Genomic DNA, 19976 nt, shown 5'->3' with positions numbered 1-19976 from the left:
GTCACGCCGCGGCGTTACTCGTGTGACGTGCTGGCCTTTTCCGCGCTTATTTAACCCATCCGGGAATGACAGCGGCTCCGAATAGTGTTTGAGTGGATGCCACGCATTCGGGTGGACGACGACCAGGAATGAGCCATCGATGATCGAGTTCCGCGACGTAACCAAACGGTTTCCCGACGGCACGGTCGCGGTCGAAGGCTTCAGCCTCGTTATGCCCTCCCGCAAGACGACGGTGCTCGTGGGGTCCTCCGGATCGGGCAAGACGACGCTGCTGCGCATGATCAATCGCATGGTGGAACTCACCTCCGGCGCGATCGAGATCGATGGTGAGAACACCGGAACCCTCGAACCGGTGGCGCTGCGCCGTCGCATCGGTTACGTCATGCAGAACTCGGGATTGCTCCCGCACTTCACCGTGATCGACAACGTCGCTACGGTTCCCGTGCTGAACGGGATGCGGCGGAAGGCGGCTCGCGAGCGCGCGCTCGCGCTGCTCGACACCGTCGGTCTCGACCGCTCGCTCGCCGATCGCTACCCCAGCCAGCTCTCCGGCGGCCAGCAGCAGCGAGTCGGAGTCGCGCGCGGCCTCGCGGCTGACCCGAACATCCTGCTGATGGATGAGCCGTTCGGCGCGGTCGACCCGATCGTCCGGGCAGAACTGCAGACAGAACTGATCCGCCTCCAACGTGAGCTCGACAAGACCGTGGTCTTTGTCACCCACGACATCGATGAGGCCTTCCTGCTCGGCGATCAGGTCGTCATCCTGGAGAAGGGCGGCAAGGTGGCGCAGGTCGGGTCGCCGACCGAGATCATCTCCGCGCCCGCGAACGACTTCGTCGCGAACTTCATCGGTGCCGAGAAGGGAAAGCGCGCGCTCAGCATCCGCAAGACCGAGCGCGGCGAGATCGTCGTCGACAGCGAGGGTCGGGCGGCCGGAGTGCTCGTCTCCGACCCAGACGGAAGCACGGGTCGATGACCTGGGTGCTCGGCAACCTCCCACTCATCGGGCAGCTCACGCTCGCTCATCTGGCCACGGCACTCCCCGCCATCCTGCTGAGCTTTTTGCTCTCCGTTCCCGTGGGCTGGTTCGCCAATCGGTTCCGCCGCAGCCGCGGTTTCGTGCTCACCGTGAGCGCGCTGCTGTACGCGATCCCCTCTCTGCCGCTCTTCCTCGTGCTGCCGCTCTTCATCGGAACGAGCATCCGCGACAGCATCAACGTGACCATCAGCCTCACGATCTACGGCCTCGCTCTTATGGCGCGATCCACGGCAGACGGCCTCGAATCGGTCGATCCGGATGTCACCCAGTCCGCCACCGCCATGGGCTTCTCCGGGTGGTCGCGATTCTGGCGCGTCGAGCTCCCGCTCGCCGGTCCGGTGCTGCTCGCAGGACTCCGCGTCGTCTCGGTCAGCACCATCAGCCTCACGACGGTCGGAGCGGTGCTCGGCATCGGCAGCCTCGGTTCCCTGTTCACGGATGGGTTCCAACGCAATATCCCTGAGGAGATCCTCACCGGGATCGTGCTGACCATTGTCATCGCGCTCGTAATCGACGTCGCCCTCGTGGCCATCGGCCGGATGCTCATGCCGTGGACACGAGCGAATCCGGCTGCGACGACTGCGCGCAGGGACACGGCGAGGGCGGCGATCGCATGAACTACTTCGCCGACGCCATCCGCTGGATCTTCGATCCCGCGCATCTCGGCGGCTACGACGGTGTGGATACGCGCACGCTGCAGCACGTCGTCATCAGCCTTGCCGTCGTTGCCGTGGCGGCCGTTATCGCGATTCCAGTCGGGTACGTCGTGGGGCACACCGGCCGGGGCCGCAGCGTCGCGATCGCACTCTCCGGCGGCATCCGGGCCCTGCCGACCCTGGGCCTGCTCATCATCATCGCGCTCGGGGTGGGCATCGGGCTCGAGGCGCCGTTCATCGCGCTCGTCGTGCTGGCCGTGCCCTCGATCCTCGCTGGGGCGTATTCGGGCTTCGAAGCCATCGACCGACACACCATCGATGCGGCGCGCGCGGTGGGCATGACCGAGTGGCAGATCGTGGGCCGGGTGGAGATTCCGCTCGGGCTTCCGCTGCTCATAGGCGGGCTGCGGCTCGCCGCGTTGCAGGTCATCGCCACAGCGACGCTCGCGGATTACGTGGGCGGCGGCGGGCTCGGTCTCTTCCTGTTCCGCGGGCTCAAGACCAACGACTACCCGCAGATGCTGGCGGGGTCGATCCTCGTGATCGTTCTCGCCATCGTGTCGGAGATCGTCTTCGGCATCCTGCAGCGACTCGTCGTGCCCGCGGGAGTTGTCGCCGGCCAGACACCACAGCTTCGCGTGAAATCATCCGGATTTCGTGCGACCACGGGCTAACAACCCATTACCGATAAGGAATGCAGTCATGTTCACAGGAGGAAAAGGCCGACTCGTCGCCCTGGGCGCAGTCGTGGTTGGGGCAGCAATCGCCCTTTCAGGGTGTGCTTCGAGTAACCCTCTGACCACGGGGGACAAGACCCCCGCGGCAGGCGGATCGCTCGTCGTGGGATCGCAGCAGTACTACTCGAACGAGATCGTCGCGGAGATCTACTCGCAGGCTCTCGAGGCCGGTGGGTACACGGTGGATCGCCAGTTCAACATCGGTCAGCGCGAGGTCTACCTGCCCGAGATCGAGGCGGGCAAGATCGACGTCTTCCCCGAGTACATCGGCAGCCTGCTGCAGGCGCTCGACAAGAACGCAGCCGGTGGCAAGCCCGACGCGGTGCACACCGCTCTCGCGGCCGCGCTTCCCAAAAACCTGCGGGTGCTCGACATGGCCGATGCCGCCGACCAGAACTCCTGGACAGTGACGAAGGCCTTCGCCGACAAGTACAACCTCACCGACATCGCCTCGCTCAAGAACGTCAAGGAGCCGATCACCGTCGGTGGCAACTCCGAGCTGGAGACGCGACCCTATGGCCCGAAGGCGCTCAAGGACAAGTACGGCATCACGACCGCCGGATTCAAGGCGGTCGAAGACAGCGGCGGACCGCTCACGGTCAAGGCGCTCGTCGACAACGAGATCCAGTTGGCCAACATCTACACGGCCGACCCGAACATCAAGTCGAACCACCTTGTTGCGCTGGCAGACCCAGACGGGCTGTTCTTCCCCGACAACGTCGCTCCGATCGTCTCGAAGAAGGTAGACGGCAAGGCCGAGTCGATCCTCAACAAGGTCGACGCCAAGCTGTCGCAGGAAGATCTCGTCAACCTGAACGCAGAGAGCGTCAACGACAAGAAGTCTGCGGCGGTCATCGCCAAGGCGTGGCTCGCCAAGGTGGGCATCGTCAAGTAGTCAGAACGCTGCGAGCGAAGGGGGCGGATGCGCGGCATCCGCCCCCTTCTGCCGTCTGCAGTCGGCGCATCAGTCCTCGACGTACGGCGCATCGATCGTGTTGGCGTCGCCGTCGCCCGGATAGAGCATGTGTCGCGCTTGGCTTCTGGCGATGAGCTTCTTCACGAGCACCACGAGGATCAGGAAGACCACGACGACGCCCACGAAGACATAGCCCGCGAAGTGCAGCTGCTGCGAGAGATGCCGGTAGGAGTCCGCCGCCGCCCAGCCGACGCTCACATAGGCGAGCGCCCAGACCACACAGGCGGGGGCGGTCCAGGCCATGAACTTGCGGTAGCGCATCGTGCTCATGCCCACGGTGAGCGGGATGAGCGAGTGAAGCACGGGGAGAAAGCGGGAGATGAAGACGGCGATGCCTCCGCGCCGGTCCAGGTAGTTTTCGGCCCGCACCCAGTGCGTCTCGCCGATGCGACGGCCGAGCCAACTGGAGCGGATCTTGGGGCCGAAATAGTGGCCGAGCGCGAAGCCGACAGTCTCGCCTCCCAGGGCCCCGATGATCACGGCGATCAGCAGCGCGGCGTACTCCAGCCAGTTCGTCGTCGCCGTCGCGGCGACGATCACGATCGTGTCACCGGGCACGATGAGCCCGATCAGGATGGAGGTTTCACAGAAGATCCCGACCGCGGCAAGCAGGATGCGCACCACCGGATCGACCTCGTGCACCACACCGAGAATCCAGTTGAGTGCGTCGTTCACGGTGCGCTCTCCACCGCCGGCGACATCGGCTTCTTCAGCGTGTCGAGTAGGCTGCGCCACTGCTTGAGGCGGCCGGGCTCCTCCGCGGTGGCGGGCCCGTCGATCCACGAGGTGACCAGGCGAATGCCGTGCAGTGCGTTCACCGCCCACACCTCCAGCCCCTCGAGTTCTCGCGGCGCAACCGCCTCGTAGGAAAGCTTCACGCCGAGCACGGTCGCCAGGGTGAGAATGCTCTTCGCCGTGACCCTGTCGATCCGCCCGAACTCTGCTGGTGGAGCGCACAGCACGTTGCCGCGCCACCACAGAAGCGAGGTGTGTGCCCCCTCGACAACGAAGCCGAGCGGCGACAGCAGCACGGCGTCATCGGCTCCGAGCGCCTGCACCTCGGTGCGGATCCTGAGCATCGCGGCGAGGTCTGGGCCCTTGATCGTCGGCGCGGTGCGTGGGTCGTCGCCGACGTGGGTTGCGAGCACGATCGATCGCGAGCGCGCCGGTGCGCTCCGCAAGCGAAACTGAAGGTGCGGCGCTCCTGCGCGGGAGACAAGCTCGACCCTGGGGAACCAGTCGCCAGTCCTCGGGATGGCGTCAACGGCGGCATCCCAGAACTCCTCGGCGATGGCTGCATCGAACCCGCGGGCCTTGATCGAGGCGAAGAAGCGCGAGCGATGCAGCTCGAGCGCGAGCACGAGGCTGTCGCTGACAAGCCAGGAATCTGCGACTTCGAGCGACAGCTCTGCCGGGTCGCAATAGTCGAGGAACTCGAGTTCGTCGTGCTGCCAGCGATAGAGCCCGGCGACCCGCGACGCAGCACCGGGTGAAACTGCTCCGCTCATAGAGTTAGGTTATGCGCAACGACGTCGTTCGACATCAGTTGGAACCCTGGTTCGACCCCGATGTCGTCTTCGCGGCGCTCCACGCGGCAGACGATCGCGTCTTCTGGCTCGACGCCGGTCGAGGAGCGGTCAAGGGCTACAGCTATGTGGGGCAGGGCGCCCGGCTCGTCACGGCTTCGCTGGCTGCCGGCACGCTGACGGTCAGCGGCACGGGAGAAGACAGCGAAACCGTGGCGGGAGACATCTTCGAGTTCCTCGACGAGAGCGCGCGCGGTGACATCACGGATGGCGCCCAGGGTAGCGGTGCCGGCGGCTTCAGGCTCGGCTGGGTGGGCTGGTTCGGCTACGAGCTTCGCTCCACGACGATGGGTGCTCCGGATGTGCCGCGACGCTCCCGCTATCCCGACGCCGCCTGGCTCGAGGTCCTCAGGATGATCGAGTTCGACCACGCGGCACGCACCGTGACCCTCGTCGCGCTGGGTGAGGACTGGTCGGGGGAGCGGGGTGAGTGGCGCGACAGCGTCCTTGCGGCGCTGGGAAAGACACAGAAGTCGCTCGCGGCACCAGTAGTCCCATCGGCGACCGAGGTGCGCTGGCGCTACAGCGACGACGAATACCTCGGGATGATCCGGAACTGCCAGGCTGCGATCACGCGCGGTGACGCCTACCAGCTGTGCCTGACCACGGAGGTCGAGGTCGACATCCGGGCGGAGCCTGCCGCCAGCTATCTCGCGCTGCGGGCGTCGAGCCCAAGCCATCACGGCGGGTACCTGCGGGTCGGCGAGTTCTCGCTGCTGAGTTCCTCGCCCGAGGTCTTTCTCACCGTCGATGCCGACGGCACCATCGAGTCGAGACCGATCAAGGGCACCCGTCGCCGAGGCCTTACTGCGGAGGAAGACCTGGCCCTGCGCCGCGAGCTCGAGGCGAGCGAGAAGGAACGCGCCGAGAACCTCATGATCGTCGACCTCATGCGCAACGACATCGCAAAGGTGAGCGAGGTGGGCTCGGTGAGCGTTCCGGGCCTGCTCGAGGTGGAGAGCTACGCCCAGGTGCACCAGCTCGTGAGCACAGTGCGTGGCCGCCTGCGCAGCGGAACGCGCCCCGTGGATGCGGTGCTCGCCTGCTTTCCCGCCGGCTCGATGACCGGCGCCCCCAAGTCGAGCGCGACGAGCATCCTGGATGGCCTGGAGCGGCGACCGCGCGGCGTCTACTCGGGCGCCTTCGGCTACTTCGGTCTCGACGGGCGCATCGAACTCGCCATGGTCATCCGCAGCATCGTGCTCGATCATCGCGGCGCCACCATCGGCACCGGAGGCGGAATCACCGCGCTCTCCGTGCCCGAGGAGGAGCTCGACGAGGTCAAGCTCAAGGCGGCCGCGCTGCTCGCGGTGCTGGGGGCGGGCGTCTCCGGTAGCTGAGCCGCGCATCCGCCCAGTAACCTTGAAGACTGGGCCGTGCCTCGCGCATTCGTCGGGCACACGATCAAGGGCGATCCGGCTACTTCTGCGATGAATTGAGAGTCCCCTTTGGCATACGACCACGACAGCAGCACCGGTGAACACGAGTCCGACTACGACGTCGCCCATCTGCAGGCGAAATGGCTCGCGCGCTGGGACGAGCTGAAGCCGTTCCGCACCGATGACCCGGGCGACAAGCGTCCGCGCAAGTACATCCTCGACATGTTCCCGTACCCCTCGGGCGACCTGCACATGGGGCACGCCGAGGCCTTCGCGCTCGGCGACATCGTCGCGCGCTACTGGCGCCAGCAGGGCTTCAGGGTGCTGCATCCGATCGGATGGGACTCCTTCGGTCTGCCCGCGGAGAACGCCGCGATCAAGCGCGGTGTCGACCCGCGCGAGTGGACCTATTCGAACATCGACCAGCAGAAACAGAGCATGCGACGCTACGCCGCATCCTTCGACTGGGATCGCGAGCTTCATACGAGCGACCCCGAGTACTACAAGTGGAACCAGTGGCTGTTCCTGAAGCTCTACGAGAAGGGCCTCGCGTACCGCAAAGACAGCTGGGTCAACTGGGATCCGATCGACCAGACCGTGCTCGCGAATGAGCAGGTGCTGCCTGACGGGACCTCTGATCGCTCCGGCGCGGTCGTGGTCAAGAAGAAGCTGACCCAGTGGTACTTCAAGATCACCGACTACGCGGATCGCCTGCTCGACGACCTCAACCAGCTCGAGGGCGCCTGGCCCGCCAAGGTGCTGAGCATGCAGCGCAACTGGATCGGTCGTTCGACCGGTGCTGATGTCGACTTCGTCATCGAGGGTGGCCTCGGTGCCGGTTTCGACGGCAAGGTCACGGTGTTCACGACGAGGCCGGACACACTCTACGGCGCAACCTTCATGGTGGTCGCCCCCGAGTCTGAGCTGGCCGCTGAGCTCGTCTCCGCCTCGACGCCCGAGGTGCAGAAGGACTTCGCCGACTACCTCGTGCAGGTGCAGAAGAAGACCGAGATCGAGCGACAGGATGCCAGCCGCGAGAAGACGGGCGTTCCGCTCGGCCGCTTCGCCATCAACCCGGCGAACGGTGAGCGCATCCCGATCTGGGCGGCCGACTATGTTCTGGCCGACTACGGCCACGGCGCCGTGATGGCCGTTCCGGCTCACGATCAGCGTGACCTCGACTTCGCCCGCAAGGTCTCCCTGCCGGTGCGCGTCGTCGTTGACACGAATGCCGCTGTCACGGGAGCGATCCCGATCATCGTCGACGGCGAACTTCCCGACGATTTGCCGCCGCTCGACCCCGCATCCACGGGCATCGCGCTTGCTGGCGAGGGGCGGATGATCAACTCGGGTCCGCTCGACGGGCTCAGCAAGAGCAACGCGATCCGCCGCATCATCGAGCAGCTGGAGGCCGCGGGCACCGGTCGGTCCGCGAAGACCTACCGGTTGCGCGACTGGCTGATCTCCCGCCAGCGCTTCTGGGGAACGCCCATCCCGATCATTCACGGGGAGGACGGCGAACTGATCCCCGTTCCGGAGGACCAGCTGCCGGTGCGCCTGCCCTCGACGGAGGGGCTCGACCTGAAGCCCAAGGGCACCTCGCCGCTCGGCGCGGCCACCGACTGGGTCAACGTCACGAACCCGAACGACGGCACGCCGGCGCTGCGCGACCCCGACACGATGGACACCTTCGTCGACAGCTCCTGGTACTTCCTGCGCTTCCTCGACCCGAACGACGACACCAAGGCGTTCGACCCGGCCGAGGCTGACCGCTGGGCGCCCGTCGACCAGTATGTCGGCGGCGTCGAGCACGCCATTCTGCACCTCCTGTACGCGCGCTTCATCACCAAGGTGCTGTACGACCTGGGCTACGTGAGCTTCACCGAACCGTTCAGCGCTCTGCTGAACCAGGGCATGGTGCTCTCCGGCGGCTCAAAGATGTCGAAGAGCAAGGGCGGCGTGAATCTCGGCGATGAGATCGACGCGCACGGCGTCGACGCGATCCGACTGACGATGGCCTTCGCGGGTCCTCCGGAAGACGACATCAACTGGGAGGACGTCTCGCCCGCGGGTTCTGCGAAGTTCCTCGCCAGGGCGTGGCGCCTCGCCGACGACGTGACGAGCAATAAAGAGATCGAGTGGAAGACGGGGGACGTCGCGCTTCGCCGGGTGACGCACCGCTTCCTCTCCGAGGCCCCGGGACTTGTCGAGGCGTTCAAGTTCAACGTCGTGGTCGCGAAGCTCATGGAACTAGTGAGCGCGACCCGCAAGGTGATTGACAGCGGAGCGGGACCGGCGGATGCCGCGGTGCGGGAGGCCACCGAGACCGTCGCCCTCGCGCTCAGCCTGTTCGCTCCCTATACGGCCGAAGAGATGTGGGAGAAGCTCGGCTATCCGCCCTCTGTCGCCCTGTACGGCTGGCGCAAGGCCGACCCGACGCTGCTCGTGCAGAGCTCGGTGACCGCGGTCGTGCAGGTCGACGGCAAGGTGCGCGACCGCCTCGAGGTGTCACCGACGATCGATCCGGCCGAGCTCGAGCGGCTCGCTCGCGCCCTCCCACCGGTGGTGCGCTCGGTGGGTGATCGAGAGGTCGCTTCGGTCGTCGTTCGAGCGCCCCGACTCGTCAATATCGTCACCAAGCACTGAGTTCGCGGGGCAGCCTCTCCTCCCACGGCAGCCTCTCCTCCCACGGCAGGAGGAGAGGATGATTGCCCACCGCCGCCGCTAATTGCGTTCGGCCGCACACTTACGCTCCGTAGCATTCCGGCATGACGTCGTCCGGTCGCCTGCTGGCGCATCGTGGAAGCCGGGTGAAACTGGGCCTCGGTGCCGCCATCGTGCTCCTTCTCGCCGGGCTCGGCATCGCCGTGCTCGTCAGCACATTCGGATCGCACGGCGCGACCCAGTCGCTGCCGGCCGGCACGCATCCGACCGACTCCGCGACCGGCGCCGCGAGCCGCTCGGCCGGCGACCCGTCGCGCACAGCGAAGTCCGGCACGGAGATCTTTGTTCACGTCGTCGGCGCCGTGGCGCGCCCCGGCCTCTTCTCGCTGCGAGACGGCGACCGGGTGGTGGATGCCATCGCGGCCGCGGGCGGGTTCGCCGAGTCTGCGGACCAGACGCAGGTCAACCTCGCGCGCTTCATCTCCGATGGTGAGCAGTTGATCGTGCCGGTGGTCGGCGAGGCACCCACCGTCGCCACCAAGCCCGGCGTCGCCGGCGGAAAGGTCAACCTCAATACCGCGGACCTCAGCACGCTGGAAACCCTGCCTCGCGTGGGGCCGGCGATGGCGCAGCGCATCATCGACTGGCGCACGAGCAATGGCCGCTTCTCCGCCGTCGAGGATCTCATGAGCGTCACGGGCGTGGGCGACAAGACCTTTCAGCAGCTCAAAGACCTCGTGACCGTGTGAGCGTCGACCTGCGGCTTGCACTGCCCGTCGCCGCGGCCTGGGTGACGGTGGCGGTCCTCCTCACCATTCCCTCACTGCTTGCGCTGGCGTCCATCGTGGCCTGGCTGCTCGCGGGCCTGTGCGCCACGGTTGCCGTTCTTCGCCGCGGTCGCACCGGCTTCAGTCTGCTCGCGCTCGTCGTCGTGGCCGCAGCCTCGAGCGGCCTCGTGCTGGGGGTTGCGGCTGGCCAGCTCGCCACGCGCAGCCCGAGCGCACTGCTGCAGGCCGCATCCGCGGGAAGGTTCGTGCACGGCCTCGCCGTGACGACGCAGACCGTGCAGCCCGGCACAGCCAGGTTCACGGCCACGCTCGAGTCCGTGACCATCGGTGGCCGCCAGCGTGCTGTTATGGCGCCGGTCACTGTGTTCGCGTCGAAAGATCCATCGCCCGGCACACGTGGCGGATCCAGGCTCGCCATCGGCTCAACGGTTTTGCTGCAGGGCACCGTCGCGGCCGCGGAGGCAGGTGACGACGTCGCGTTCCTGTTCTTCTCCGCGCGACCGGCGAGCCTGCGCTCCGGACCTCCCTGGTATCTGGGCTGGGCAGATGGTCTGCGCGCGCGGTTTGCGGATGCCGCGGCCGCGCTGCCGGGGGACGGCGGCGGTTTGCTCCCCGGCCTCGCCATCGGCGACACGAGCGCCGTGAACCCGACCCTGAGTGCCGCGATGAAGTCGAGTTCGCTGAGTCATCTCACCGCGGTCTCTGGGGCGAACTGCGCCGTGATCATCGCCCTCATCATGGCAGCGGGCGCGGCGCTCGGACTGCCGCGCGGCTGGCGTCTCGCGGCCGCAGTGGTGACCCTCGTGGGCTTCGTCGTGCTCGTCACGCCGCAGCCGAGCGTGCTGCGTGCGGCGGTGATGGCGGCCCTCGTGCTGGCCGCGATGGGGAGTGGCCGACCCGTGCGGGGGTTGCCCGTGCTCGCCCTCGCCGTACTCGGCCTCCTGGTCGCAGACCCGTGGCTCGCCCGCAGCTACGGCTTTGTGCTCTCGGTGCTCGCAACCGGTGGGCTGCTGCTGCTCGCCCGCCCGCTGGCCGCCATGCTGTCCCGGTGGCTGCCCACGGCCCTCGCGGTGGTTATCGCCGTGCCGCTCGCGGCACAGCTCGCCTGTCAGCCGGTGCTCATCCTGCTGAACCCGTCGATTCCGCTCTACGCCGTGCCGGCCAATGTGCTCGCCGAACCGGCGGCACCCGTCGCGACGGTTCTTGGCCTCGTTGCCTGCGTGCTGATGCCCTGGCTGCCCGGCCCGGGCATCCTCGTCGCGCGACTGGCGTGGCTGCCCTCGAGCTGGATCGCCGGGGTCGCACGCTTCTTCGACTCGCTACCGGGCAAGAGCATTCCGTGGCCTGCCGGGGCTGCCGGGGTCGCTCTCGTTTCCGGCGCGATAGCGCTGGGTCTTGTCGTCGTCCTGCTGAGGGCCGCGCAGCGGCGTCGCTGGCGCAGGCTCGCTGCCCTCGCGCTCACCCTGCTCCTCGTCGGCTACGCGGGCGTAGCCGCTGGCGATCGACTGCGGCAGACACTCATGCGCCCCCAGGACTGGCAGATCGCCGCCTGCGACATCGGCCAGGGCGACGCCGTGCTCGTGCGCAGCGCCGGGCGGGTCGCCCTGATCGACACGGGGCCGGACCCGGCCCTGCTGCACCACTGTCTCGATGTTCTTGGTATCGGCCGCATCGATCTGCTCGTGCTCACCCACTACGATCTCGACCACGTCGGCGGCACGTCCGCGGTCATCGGCATGGTCGACCGCGCCATGATCGGTCCACCCGCCGACGCCCACGACACCAGGCTCGCCGCGGCGGTGCGGCGAGGTGGCGCCACGGTCGACCAGGTCAGCCGTGGGGAGACCGGTGAACTGGGCGAGCTGCGCTGGAGCGTGCTGTGGCCGCCCACAAGATCTGGCATCGTCGAGCCAGGCAACGACTCGAGCGTGACTCTCGAGTTCACCGGTGTCGGTGCGTGCGCAAGCGGCTGCATCAGCTCGCTCTTTCTCGGCGACCTCGGTAACGAACCGCAGGCGCGGATGCTCGCGGCCAATCGCGGCCTCGGACACGTGGATGTCGTCAAGGTTGCCCATCACGGTTCGGCGGACCAGAACCCGGTGCTCTACGAGCGCATCGCGGCCACCGTGGGCCTCATCAGCGTGGGGGCAAACAATCGTTACGGACATCCGACCGACTACCTGCTGCAGATTCTGGCGCGGGTCGGCACCATCGCGGAACGCACCGATCGGCAGGGAATGGTGCTCGTCTCGCCGCGGCCGGATGGCGGCTTGTCCGTGTGGTCCGAACGGACGCGGCGTTCCGGTACCGGCTGACGTCACTGAGGCCGCCGCCGCGCGATCGAGGTCGGTCCCCGCGCATAAGCTTGACTCGACCACGAGGGCGATCAGCAGGAGGTACCGCATGGCAGCCGCCGCAGCGAAGGCAGGCAGGGCATCGTCCAAGGTCGTCGTCACCATCCCGCAGCTCGGCTGGCAGCAGGTGCGCCCGGCGCCCGTGGTGCTCGTCTCCGGAACCGAGTCCGTGCTGGCCGACCGCGCCATCCGACTGCTGCGCGACACCCTCAAGGCGGAGGACCCGAGCCTCGAGGTCAGCGACATCGAGGCGGATTCCTACGCGCCAGGCGAGCTGCTCACCGTGGCGAGCCCCTCGCTCTTCGGCGAGCCCAGATTCATCCGTGCGACCGGCGTCGAAAAGTGCACGGACGCGTTCATCACGGAGGTCCTGGAGTACCTCGAGTCGCCGGCCGACGACACCTACCTGCTGCTGCGTCACGCCGGGGGAGTGCGCGGCAAGAAGCTCCTGGATGCGCTGCGGGGTGGCCTCGGCGGCGGAATCGAGGTCGTCTGCGCCGAGCTCAAGAAAGACACCGAGAAGTTCGATTTCGCGGCCGCCGAATTCGCCACTGCGGGCAGGCGCGTCAGTTCCGGCGCGCTGCGTGCCCTGACCGCCGCCTTCAGCGACGACCTCTCCGAGCTCGCGTCCGCCTGTCAGCAGCTCCTCGCCGATGCGAGCGAGGAGATCACCGAGCAGACCGTGGAGAAGTACTACTCCGGCAGAGTCGAGACCAATGCATTCCGGGTGGCGGATGTGGCGATCGCGGGCAGGCATGGCGAGGCGCTGATCCTGCTCAGGCATGCCCTCGCGTCCGGGGCCGACCCGGTGCCGATGGTGGCCGCATTCGCGAGCAAGCTGCGCACCATGGCCAAGATCTCGGGAGCCCGCGGCGGCTCCGGGCAGCTCGCCCAGCAGTTCGGGCTCGCGCCCTGGCAGGTCGACCGTGCGCGTCGCGACCTGCAGGGCTGGGACGACGCCGGTCTCGGCCGCTCGATCGAACTCCTTGCCGAGACGGATGCCGCGGTCAAGGGCGCCGAGCGCGACCCCGTCTTCGCTCTCGAACGCATGGTGAACGTGATCAGCGCGCGGGGCGCCCTTTAGAGCACCGGCGATGCGCTCCGGAAGCCTCTGAGTTCGCCACGGTGGTGGCACCGAGTACGCGCACTTGCCACTATCCGGGCGGCAGGTTCATCCCTATGATGACGTCATGCGAAAGACCCGATTCGCAAATGTTCTCCTGTGTACGACGGCGATGGCCGCGCTCGCCCTCAGCGGGTGCGTTGCAGACCACGTGCCGGAGGCCTCTCCAACGCCCACGGCGCCACAGAAGGTGGCCTACGACGCAACCGGCCTGAAGTGGTTTCCCGCGTCGTTCGACACAACTGGCCTCGCAGAATCGACCCGTGACGATGCTCCCGCGGAGGGAGCGACGGGGCCGAGCACGGATGGTGTCGAGGTGGAGCCCGCGAAGGATTCGGCCGGGCCCGCACTGGACGACGACGTCGAGGCCGTGCCAGATGGCAATGACGAACTGCAGATCCAGCCGTGCTCCTTCGTGGGGATGCCCGCGTGGGTGCGATTCGCTCGTGACCGCACTGCTCCCGTCACACATGGCTCGCAATTCGAGATCGAACCGGGCGAACGGTGCCTCTACCTGGAAACATCCGATCTGAACCGAATGACAGTCGCGCTCTACAAGCGCACGGGGCACACGGCGTGGTTGGACCCCGCAACCGCCGCGCGGGGGGTGCCAGTCGAATCTCTGGGTGCCGGTGCGGTGTGGTTGCCGAAGTACCCGGAGGCATACGCCAACACCCTCGTGGCGTCGAAGAAGGGGGCAGACGCCGTCATCACGATCTACAGCACTGACAAGCGGATGACCGCGGCCGACATACAAACGCAGGCCATCGAGTGGATGAAGGCTGTCCTTGGCACCACGGGAGGTCGATGACATGGGAGCTGTTCGCAAAATCGTTCCGGCCGCCATCCTCGTGGCGCTCCTCGTGATCGCACCGGGAACCGCGGCCTCGGCGTGGGGACCGGGATACGGCGACAGTGCTCAATTGCGCGCGTGGTCCGGCGGGGTCGCGAGTGTCGTACAGGGCACTCGCTGCTCAGTGGCCGGCGCGGCGGGCGTGCAGGAACTCAGTAAGAATCATGTGACGCGGCTCAAGATCAAGTTCGAGTTGCGCGGTGCGAACGATGTCACGAGTTGGGCGCCCACATATCGCACCCTCGGCTATTACTATTCTGCAAAGTTTCCCGACGACACTCGCTCTTTCTATTTCACCTCTCGGGCAGGTATGAGGGTGGAGATCGGCTCGAACTATTCGCTGTGGGCCGTGGTCGTCGGCGAGCGCGGCTGGCGGCGTGACTTCAAGACCCGCATCAACCTGGGAAGTGTTGGCTGCTCGACCGAGGACTATGTCAATGAACCCGATGTCGGGAGCGGCTTCGTGGAGGGTGGGGCGTAACTTATCGAGGTGCGTGCGCGTTGCGGGCCGCCTACCCCCAGGCAGCGCCCGGCACACGAAAGGCCCCCGCCGAAGCGGGGGCCCTGTCGTGAAGTCTGTGTCGACTAGAGCGACGCGACCTGCTTGGCGATGGCCGACTTGCGGTTCGCCGCCTGGTTCTTGTGCAGAACGCCCTTGCTGGCAGCCTTGTCGAGCTTCTTCGTCGCGACGAGAAGGGCGGCGGCGGCCTTGTCCTTGTCGCCGGCCACGACGGCTTCGCGGGTCGCGCGGATGGCGGTCTTGACCTCGCTGCGCACGGCCTTGTTACGATCCGTCGCCTTCTTGTTGGTGAGGATGCGCTTGATCTGCGACTTGATATTTGCCACGTCTATAACCTTCTGTAGTTCCGAGTGATATTTGGAATGAGTTCTGGCAGCCGTCCACCGCTACGAGAAGTGGCTCCCGGCTGCGATTCGCGCTTCGGTGCGTCCACACAGCGTGTGGTTGCGAACCGTGCGCGCAAGCCAACAGGCAACATTACCAGTTGCTGACCGCATCCGACAATTGAACGACTCGCGAGTCGGGCCGCCGGAGGTCTTCCGTGCGCCGGTTGCATGGGAGAATGGTGTGTTGACCCAACCGCAGTAGAGGATACCGTGTCGCCGAAAGCACTCAAGGCCCTGGAGCCTGCATCGACCGACCCCGCGTTCATCCGCAACTTCTGCATCATCGCGCACATCGACCACGGCAAGTCCACGCTCGCCGACCGCATGCTGCAGATCACCGGCGTCGTCAGCGATCGCGACATGCGCGCGCAATACCTCGACCGCATGGACATCGAGCGCGAGCGCGGCATCACGATCAAGAGCCAGGCCGTGCGGATGCCGTGGGCAGTCGACGCGTCGACAGGCTCAGCGAGCGTGGGCACCTACGCCCTCAACATGATCGACACGCCGGGCCACGTGGACTTCACCTACGAGGTCTCGCGCAGCCTCGCGGCCTGCGAGGGCGCCATCCTGCTCGTCGATGCCGCCCAGGGCATAGAAGCGCAGACGCTCGCGAACCTCTACCTCGCTCTCGACAACGATCTCGTCATCATCCCGGTGCTCAACAAGATCGACCTGCCAGCGGCCGATCCAGAGAAGTACGCCAAGGAGCTCGCCGGCCTGATCGGTGGCGACCCCGCCGACGTGTTGCGCGTCTCCGGCAAGACGGGGGAGGGCGTCGAGGAGTTGCTCCAGCGCGTCATCGAGCTCATCCCCGCCCCGCGCGGCGACAAGGACGCTCCGGCGAGGGCGATGATCTTCGACTCCGTCTACGACGCGTACCGCGGCGTCATCACCTACGTTCGCATGATCGATGGGTCTCTCTCCCCGCGCGAAAAGGTCATGATGATGAGCACGAGGAGCACGCACGAGCTGCTCGAGATCGGCGTGAGCGCACCGGAGCCGACCCCCACCAAGGGACTCGGCGTCGGGGAGGTTGGCTACCTCATCACGGGCGTCAAGGACGTGCGCCTCAGCAAGGTGGGCGACACCGTCACGAGTTCCGCGAAGCCCGCAGAGGTCGCGCTCAAGGGCTACTCCGAGCCCAAGCCGATGGTCTTCTCGGGCCTGTACCCGATCGACGGCTCGGACTATCCGGTGCTGCGCGAGGCTCTCGACAAGCTCAAGCTCAGCGACGCGGCTCTCGTCTACGAGCCCGAGACCTCCGTCGCGCTCGGTTTCGGCTTCCGCTGCGGGTTCCTCGGGCTGTTGCACCTCGAGATCGTCACGGAGCGCCTCGAGCGCGAGTTCGGGCTCGACCTCATCACGACGGCACCGAGCGTGATCTACGAGGTCACCACCGACGACAAGAAGACCGTCACGGTGACGAATCCGAGCGAATTCCCCGGTGGAAAGATCGCCTCCGTGTCGGAGCCGATAGTCAAGGCATCCATCCTCGCTCCCAAGGACTACGTCGGATCGATCATGGAGCTGTGCCAGGGGCGCCGCGGCACGCTGCAGGGCATGGAGTACCTCGGCGAGGACCGGGTGGAGCTGCACTACACGATGCCCCTCGGCGAGATCGTCTTCGACTTCTTCGACCACCTCAAGAGCCGCACCCAGGGCTACGCCTCGCTCGACTATGAGCCGATCGGCGAGCAGGATGCGGATCTGGTCAAGGTCGACATCCTGCTGCAGGGTGAGGCGGTCGACGCGTTCAGCGCCATCGTGCACAAGGACAATGCGTACGCCTACGGCGTGCTGATGACCGAGCGGCTGAAGAAGCTCATCCCGCGCCAGCAGTTCGAGGTACCGATCCAGGCCGCGATCGGGGCGAGGATCATCGCACGTGAGTCGATCAGCGCCATGCGCAAGGATGTGCTGGCCAAGTGCTATGGCGGAGACATCACCCGCAAGCGCAAGCTGCTGGAAAAGCAGAAGGAGGGGAAGAAGCGCATGAAGATGGTGGGGCGCGTCGAGGTTCCCCAGGAGGCGTTCATCGCCGCTCTGTCGGGGGACACAGAGAAAAAAGAGAAGAAGTGATGGCCGGCTCCGAACTGTGGGAGCAGCCTGTCAGTTACGCCGCGGTCGGCGCGACGCAGGCCGCCGACCTGCTGCAGTATCCGCCCGCCGGCTTCCGCCCGGTGGTCAAGCGAGTGCGCATCGGACACGGGCCGCTGCGCTGGAGCTTCGCCTCCCAGGCCGTGCTGTCCTGGGGCGTCCAGCGCCGCAGCGGCCTGCGCGTGGAGACCCTGGAGTCGCCGCAGGAGGTGACCGAGCTCAGCTACACTCCGCTGTCGCTCGACACCGACGGCGTTCCCGTGCCGCCGACGGAATCCGAAGACGAGGAGACGGTCTACGGCTCGGACGGCACCGCGATCGTCGCCCCCGGCGACACGGCCTGGCTGCACATTCCCGTCGGACCGTTCTCGGTCAAGGCACCCGCTCGCGTCGTCTACGTCATCAATGACAAGAAGCGCAAGGGTTTCGGTTACGGAACGCTCGCGGGGCATCCGGAGAGCGGCGAGGAATCATTCATGGTCGAGCTCGGCGATGACGGCTCGGTCTGGTTCGAGGTGCGCGCTTTCTCGCGGCCGTCGAGCCCCATGTGGTGGATCGTCTACCCGGGCCTGCGGATCGCGCAGTCCATCTACACGCGGCGCTATCTGAGGGCGCTCTCGGGACCGATCGACTAGTCCCGCCCGCGGTACCGGCCGCGTTCGACCGGCCGCAGCGTGTGCGCTCTCTGTGCACAAAAATTAACTGTGGACACACGGCCCCCGAATTGGGTACGTTGTGGACGCGGGGGTACATCCTCTCCTGCAACCGATTGTGCTTCCCTTTGCAACGAGCGAAGTCCGGGGCTCAGGACGTGATGACGCACGCCGGACCGACCCATCGAGGGGACGCGCCGGTCTGCTTGCGCCGACAGGGCGCATCCATGGGTGTGCAGTGACGCACACCACAGCCAGTCAACAGCTAGGGGATTTCATGGGCAAGAACAGGCAGCACCACGACGAAAGTACTTCACCGGCCGAATCGGGAATGTCCCGCCGTGGCCTACTCATGGGCGGTGGTGCGGCCGCGGCCGCAGCGGCGTTCAGCGCGGCATCGCCGGCCTTTGCGGTGCCAGCGGCCGCCGCACCCTCCGGAGCAGCACACGGCGACGCATCCTCATCGAATTCGGACGGCGACGGTGACCTGCTCCTCGTCAACGGCAGGATTCATACGATGGACGAGCGCGACACCGTCGTCGGGTCGGCCCTCATCAGCGACGGTCGATTTGTCGCCCTGGGCAAGGATGCCGAGCGAGGTGCGAGAGGGAAGACCACGCGGGTCGACCTCCGCGGTCGAACGGTCATCCCAGGCATCATTGACAGCCACAACCACATCGTGCTCGTCGGCAACCGTCCCGGTTACCACACGCCGCTCGAGGATGTCTTCACGATTCCCGACGCCGTCGCGCGACTCAAGGCGCGGATCAAGGATGTGCCGGCCGGGCACTTCATCACGACCGTCGGTCCGATCTCGGCGATGCAGTTCCAGGAGGGGCGCCTGCCGAACCTCTCGGAACTCGACGCCGTGAGCCGCCCGGTCTTCATCGAGGCCGCTCAGGGTGGCGTCGTGACGAACGGCCTCGGCAAGGCCTTCTTCGAGGCGCACGGGATTGCCGTCAACGACAACGGATCGCTGAGCGGAAGCGCATTCGGCACGGGTGCGGCCGGCCAGGCCCTGCGCCTGCTGCGCGAGCAGTTCCTCTCCGACGAATCACGCGAGCGCACGGCGCTCGGCGCCCTGCAGTACTACGCGGGCCTCGGCATCACGACCCACCTCGACGCGGGCGCGTTCCACACGGAGGAGCCGAACGGCGCGATCTTCGGCGAGAACAAATTCACGATGCACGCGCCGTTCCTCGCGCTCAACGGCGCGGAGAAGCTGCCGGTGAGGCTGCGGGTGGACTTCCTCCTCGAAGACACCGATCCCTCTCTCCCCGAGCTCACGGCGAGGCTCAGGAACTCGTTCCCGTTCTTCGGCAACGACATGATGCGCACCGGGGCGATCGGCGAGTTCACCGGCGGGGGACTTTCCGGCATGGGAACGCCGCTCTGGCTGGAGGCGACGAAGCGCGTGGCGAAGGCGGGCTGGCGCAACGAGAACCACTCGCTCAGCACCACCGACTACAAGGCGATCATCGATGGCTGGGTCGCCGTGAACCAGGAGTTCTCGATCAAGACGCTGCGCTGGGTTGTCGCCCACGTTCCGTTCATCAACTCCGAGTACATCGAGAAGCTGAAGGCGCTGGGCGGTGGGCTCAAGGTGGGCTGGGGCCCGACGCGCAGCGGCACGCTGCAGGGACCGCCGTACCGCACGATCCTCGACAGCGGCATTCCCACCGGTTACCACTCGGACGGAGGCGACATCACGGTCATCAACCCGTGGCTGAACTTCTACACGATGGTGACCGGGCGCAACCTCAGGGGAGACCTGATCAACGCTGGCCAGACGCTCACGCGCACCGAGGTGATCAGGATGGCGACCGCCGGCAACACCTGGTTCATCCACGAGGACGACCTGGGCCCGATCAAGGTGGGCAACCAGGCCGACCTCGTCGTTCTCGACCAGGACTTCTTCTCCGTGCCGGAGTCGAAGATCGCGCAGACCCGTTCCATCCTCACCGTGGTCGGCGGCGACGTCGTCCACGACAGCGGCGAGCTGAAGGCACCGCAGCAGGGTTGGGGCCCGCGGCACCGCCGCTACGGACGCCGCTCCTAACCGCCTAGGTGTACTCGGTCAGCAGGTTGGTGGCACTTTTCGGGTCGTGAGATAGCGAAGACCTCCTAGGTTGTGAGTAATCACACACCACGTTCTAGGAGGT

At 66.6% G+C, this 19976-nt stretch carries 17 protein-coding genes; 14 read left to right on the top strand and 3 right to left on the bottom strand.

Going from position 1 to position 19976, the window contains the following annotated elements:
* The first annotated feature begins 139 nt into the window (after positions 1–139).
* From ABUA37_RS00085 to ABUA37_RS00070, 4 genes are all read left to right on the top strand, one after another.
* On the top strand, positions 140–976 hold the full coding sequence (locus tag ABUA37_RS00085) for an ABC transporter ATP-binding protein (protein ID WP_349897066.1): 837 nt from the start codon (positions 140–142) through the stop codon (positions 974–976).
* A complete protein-coding gene (locus ABUA37_RS00080) occupies positions 973–1656 on the top strand; it encodes an ABC transporter permease (RefSeq protein WP_349897065.1) in 684 nt (227 codons plus the stop codon). The genes ABUA37_RS00085 and ABUA37_RS00080 overlap by 4 nt, the downstream gene beginning before the upstream one ends.
* Positions 1590–2369, top strand: a complete 780-nt coding sequence (locus tag ABUA37_RS00075) for an ABC transporter permease (protein WP_349897064.1) — start codon at positions 1590–1592, stop codon at positions 2367–2369. The genes ABUA37_RS00080 and ABUA37_RS00075 overlap by 67 nt, the downstream gene beginning before the upstream one ends.
* 166 nt (positions 2370–2535) lie before the next feature.
* Entirely contained in the window at positions 2536–3327 is a 792-nt protein-coding gene (locus tag ABUA37_RS00070; protein ID WP_349897063.1) for an ABC transporter substrate-binding protein, read from the top strand.
* 69 nt (positions 3328–3396) lie between these two features.
* Here the strand turns inward: ABUA37_RS00070 and ABUA37_RS00065 are convergent, their stop codons facing one another.
* Together ABUA37_RS00065 and ABUA37_RS00060 are read right to left on the bottom strand one after the other, a co-directional pair.
* Positions 3397–4083, bottom strand: coding sequence for a DedA family protein (locus ABUA37_RS00065; protein ID WP_349897062.1), 687 nt, complete (start codon positions 4081–4083; stop codon positions 3397–3399).
* A complete protein-coding gene (locus ABUA37_RS00060; protein WP_349897061.1) occupies positions 4080–4916 on the bottom strand; it encodes an aminotransferase class IV in 837 nt (278 codons plus the stop codon). Before ABUA37_RS00060 ends, ABUA37_RS00065 begins: the two co-directional genes overlap by 4 nt.
* A gap of 11 nt (positions 4917–4927) precedes the next feature.
* Between ABUA37_RS00060 and ABUA37_RS00055 the strand changes: the two genes are divergently transcribed.
* The 7 genes from ABUA37_RS00055 to ABUA37_RS00025 all read left to right on the top strand — a co-directional run bounded on the left by ABUA37_RS00055 (position 4928) and on the right by ABUA37_RS00025 (position 14636).
* Positions 4928–6334 (top strand): anthranilate synthase component I family protein, encoded by a 1407-nt coding sequence (locus ABUA37_RS00055; RefSeq protein ID WP_349897060.1) that lies wholly within the window; start codon positions 4928–4930, stop codon positions 6332–6334.
* A gap of 168 nt (positions 6335–6502) precedes the next feature.
* A complete protein-coding gene (gene leuS, locus ABUA37_RS00050; protein WP_407075334.1) occupies positions 6503–9019 on the top strand; it encodes a leucine--tRNA ligase in 2517 nt (838 codons plus the stop codon).
* Positions 9020–9141: 122 nt separating this feature from the next.
* Entirely contained in the window at positions 9142–9786 is a 645-nt protein-coding gene (locus ABUA37_RS00045) for a helix-hairpin-helix domain-containing protein (protein ID WP_349897058.1), read from the top strand.
* Positions 9783–12140, top strand: coding sequence for a ComEC/Rec2 family competence protein (locus ABUA37_RS00040; protein ID WP_349897057.1), 2358 nt, complete (start codon positions 9783–9785; stop codon positions 12138–12140). The genes ABUA37_RS00045 and ABUA37_RS00040 overlap by 4 nt, the downstream gene beginning before the upstream one ends.
* Before the next feature lie 88 nt (positions 12141–12228).
* Entirely contained in the window at positions 12229–13263 is a 1035-nt protein-coding gene (holA, locus tag ABUA37_RS00035; protein WP_349897056.1) for a DNA polymerase III subunit delta, read from the top strand.
* Positions 13264–13369: 106 nt separating this feature from the next.
* A complete protein-coding gene (locus tag ABUA37_RS00030) occupies positions 13370–14113 on the top strand; it encodes a hypothetical protein (RefSeq protein ID WP_349897055.1) in 744 nt (247 codons plus the stop codon).
* A 1-nt stretch (position 14114) separates the two neighbouring features.
* Positions 14115–14636: a hypothetical protein gene (locus tag ABUA37_RS00025; RefSeq protein WP_349897054.1), complete on the top strand. Its 522-nt coding sequence runs from the start codon at positions 14115–14117 to the stop codon at positions 14634–14636.
* 104 nt (positions 14637–14740) lie between these two features.
* Here ABUA37_RS00025 and rpsT read toward each other — a convergent pair whose 3' ends face one another.
* Complete coding sequence (rpsT, locus tag ABUA37_RS00020; RefSeq protein ID WP_349897053.1) at positions 14741–15001, bottom strand: 30S ribosomal protein S20; 261 nt, start codon at positions 14999–15001, stop codon at positions 14741–14743.
* Positions 15002–15271: 270 nt separating this feature from the next.
* Here rpsT and lepA point away from each other — a divergent pair, with 270 nt between their 5' ends.
* The 3 genes from lepA (at position 15272) to ABUA37_RS00005 (ending at position 19873) form a co-directional block, all read left to right on the top strand.
* Positions 15272–17143 carry a translation elongation factor 4 gene (gene lepA, locus ABUA37_RS00015; protein WP_349897052.1) on the top strand — a complete coding sequence of 624 codons (1872 nt, stop codon included), beginning with the start codon at positions 15272–15274 and terminating at the stop codon, positions 17141–17143.
* Positions 17143–17796, top strand: a complete 654-nt coding sequence (locus ABUA37_RS00010) for a DUF1990 family protein (RefSeq protein ID WP_349897051.1) — start codon at positions 17143–17145, stop codon at positions 17794–17796. Before lepA ends, ABUA37_RS00010 begins: the two co-directional genes overlap by 1 nt.
* A 295-nt stretch (positions 17797–18091) precedes the next feature.
* Positions 18092–19873, top strand: a complete 1782-nt coding sequence (locus ABUA37_RS00005) for an amidohydrolase (RefSeq protein WP_349897050.1) — start codon at positions 18092–18094, stop codon at positions 19871–19873.
* Positions 19874–19976 lie beyond the last annotated feature (103 nt).

The sequence above is a fragment of the Parafrigoribacterium soli genome, assembly GCF_040227235.1.
In the GTDB taxonomy this organism is placed as follows: domain Bacteria; phylum Actinomycetota; class Actinomycetes; order Actinomycetales; family Microbacteriaceae; genus Parafrigoribacterium_A; species Parafrigoribacterium_A soli.
The sequence above is the reverse complement of the archived record's forward strand: the minus strand, read 5'-3'. Positions and strand labels throughout refer to the sequence as shown.

Bases quoted from the DNA above. Each gene is read 5' to 3' on its own strand.
- ABUA37_RS00085 (WP_349897066.1), top strand. From the start codon at position 140: ATGATCGAGTTCCGCGACGTAACCAAACGGTTTCCCGACGGCACGGTC.
- ABUA37_RS00080 (WP_349897065.1), top strand. From the start codon at position 973: ATGACCTGGGTGCTCGGCAACCTCCCACTCATCGGGCAGCTCACGCTC.
- ABUA37_RS00060 (WP_349897061.1), bottom strand. From the start codon at position 4,916: ATGAGCGGAGCAGTTTCACCCGGTGCTGCGTCGCGGGTCGCCGGGCTC.
- ABUA37_RS00055 (WP_349897060.1), top strand. From the start codon at position 4,928: ATGCGCAACGACGTCGTTCGACATCAGTTGGAACCCTGGTTCGACCCC.
- ABUA37_RS00045 (WP_349897058.1), top strand. From the start codon at position 9,142: ATGACGTCGTCCGGTCGCCTGCTGGCGCATCGTGGAAGCCGGGTGAAA.
- holA (WP_349897056.1), top strand. From the start codon at position 12,229: ATGGCAGCCGCCGCAGCGAAGGCAGGCAGGGCATCGTCCAAGGTCGTC.
- ABUA37_RS00030 (WP_349897055.1), top strand. From the start codon at position 13,370: ATGCGAAAGACCCGATTCGCAAATGTTCTCCTGTGTACGACGGCGATG.
- ABUA37_RS00025 (WP_349897054.1), top strand. From the start codon at position 14,115: ATGGGAGCTGTTCGCAAAATCGTTCCGGCCGCCATCCTCGTGGCGCTC.
- ABUA37_RS00010 (WP_349897051.1), top strand. From the start codon at position 17,143: ATGGCCGGCTCCGAACTGTGGGAGCAGCCTGTCAGTTACGCCGCGGTC.
- ABUA37_RS00005 (WP_349897050.1), top strand. From the start codon at position 18,092: ATGGGCAAGAACAGGCAGCACCACGACGAAAGTACTTCACCGGCCGAA.